Raw genomic sequence first — 1,451 nt, forward strand, 5'->3', positions numbered from 1 at the left:
GTCGCCTCCGCCGTCGCGCCGGCCAGGCTGCCGCGCGCCCCGCGCATCAGCACCGCCGCGACGACCGCCGGCACGAGTTGCAGCGCGGCGAAGCCCAGCAGCGTCGCCCGCCAGCCCGCCAGCTCCACCAGCGTCGCGGCCAGGGGCAGGAAGATCGTGCTGGTCAGGCCGGTGACGAAGGTGGAGATGATCACCGCCCGCCGCGGGTCGCGGCTGTTCGCGGTGATCGCGGCATAGGCCGGCTCCGCGAAGGCCATCGCCTGGACGATCCCGATGGCGATCCAGAGCGCGTAGAAGGCCGCTAGGGAGGGCACCGCCGCCCAGCCCAGCAGCATCGCGACGCCCAGCGCCGCGCCCAGCGTCATCACCCAGCGGCTGCCATGGCGATCGACGTAGCGCCCGACCGGGATGGCGGCGATGCCGGCCGCGAGCAGCCCGCACGTCACCGCGCCCGAGATCTCCGCCCGCGACCAGCCGAGCTCGGCTTCCATCGGCGCGACGAAGGCGGGGACCGAGGCGTGCAGCGTGCCCCAGCAGATCAGCTGGTGGATCGAGACGCCCCAGATCAGGCGCGCTTCGTTCACCGCATCAGACCGTGAACTGCTCCGCGATGATCCGCTCGCTCAGCCCGTGGTCCGGGTCGAACAGCATGGTCAGCGCCACGCCGCGGTCCTCCCGCACCTCCACCCGGCGCACGTCGCGCACCTCGGTGTAGTCGGCGGTGGCGGAGACCGGGCGCTTCTCGTGCTCCAGCACCTCGAAGACCACCTCCGCCTCGGCCGGCAGCAGCGCGCCGCGCCAGCGGCGGGGGCGGAAGGCGCTGATCGGCGTCAGCGGCAGCAGGTTGGCGCCAAGCGGGATGATCGGCCCGTGCGCAGAGAGGTTGTACGCCGTGCTCCCTGCCGGCGTGCTCACCAGGATGCCGTCGCAGATCAGCTCCTGCAGCCGCACCGTGCCGTCCACCATCACCCGGATCTTGGCGGCCTGCCGCGTCTCCCGCAGCAGTGACACCTCGTTGATCGCCAACGCCTCGGACGGCTCGGCCGCGCCGGTGAAGGCGCGCATACGCAGGGGGTGCAGCGTGGCGGCCTGCGCCGCCGCCAGCCGTTCCGCCAGGCCGTCCTCGCGGAAGTCGTTCATCAGGAAGCCGACGCTGCCGCAGTTCATCCCGTAGACCGGCAGGTTGCGGCCGAGCAGGCGGTGCTGCGTCTCCAGCATCATCCCGTCGCCGCCCAGTGCGACCACCACCTCCGCCCGGTCGAGCGACGCGGCGCCATAGCGCGCCGCCAGCGCATCCTGCGCCGCGCGCGCCACCTCGGTCGCCGCGGCGAGGAAGGCGATCCTCACGCGAGGCCGCTGACGCTGCGTGCGTCGCGTGGCGCGTCCAGCGCGTCCACGCGCCTCGCGGCGTCCAGCGCGTCCACGCGCCTCGCGGCGCCCAGCGCGTCCAC

At 73.7% G+C, this 1,451-nt stretch carries 2 protein-coding genes; both read right to left on the reverse strand.

Going from position 1 to position 1,451, the window contains the following annotated elements; genetic code table 11:
* A partial coding sequence (locus OZN99_RS31435) for an MFS transporter (protein ID WP_270939121.1) occupies positions 1–584 on the reverse strand: 584 nt, incomplete at its 3' end.
* A 4-nt stretch (positions 585–588) separates the two neighbouring features.
* Positions 589–1,347 carry an NAD kinase gene (locus OZN99_RS31440; RefSeq protein WP_270939122.1) on the reverse strand — a complete coding sequence of 253 codons (759 nt, stop codon included), beginning with the start codon at positions 1,345–1,347 and terminating at the stop codon, positions 589–591.
* Positions 1,348–1,451 lie beyond the last annotated feature (104 nt).

Source organism: Falsiroseomonas oryzae (assembly GCF_027856955.1).
GTDB classification, from domain to species: Bacteria; Pseudomonadota; Alphaproteobacteria; order Acetobacterales; family Acetobacteraceae; genus Falsiroseomonas; species Falsiroseomonas oryzae.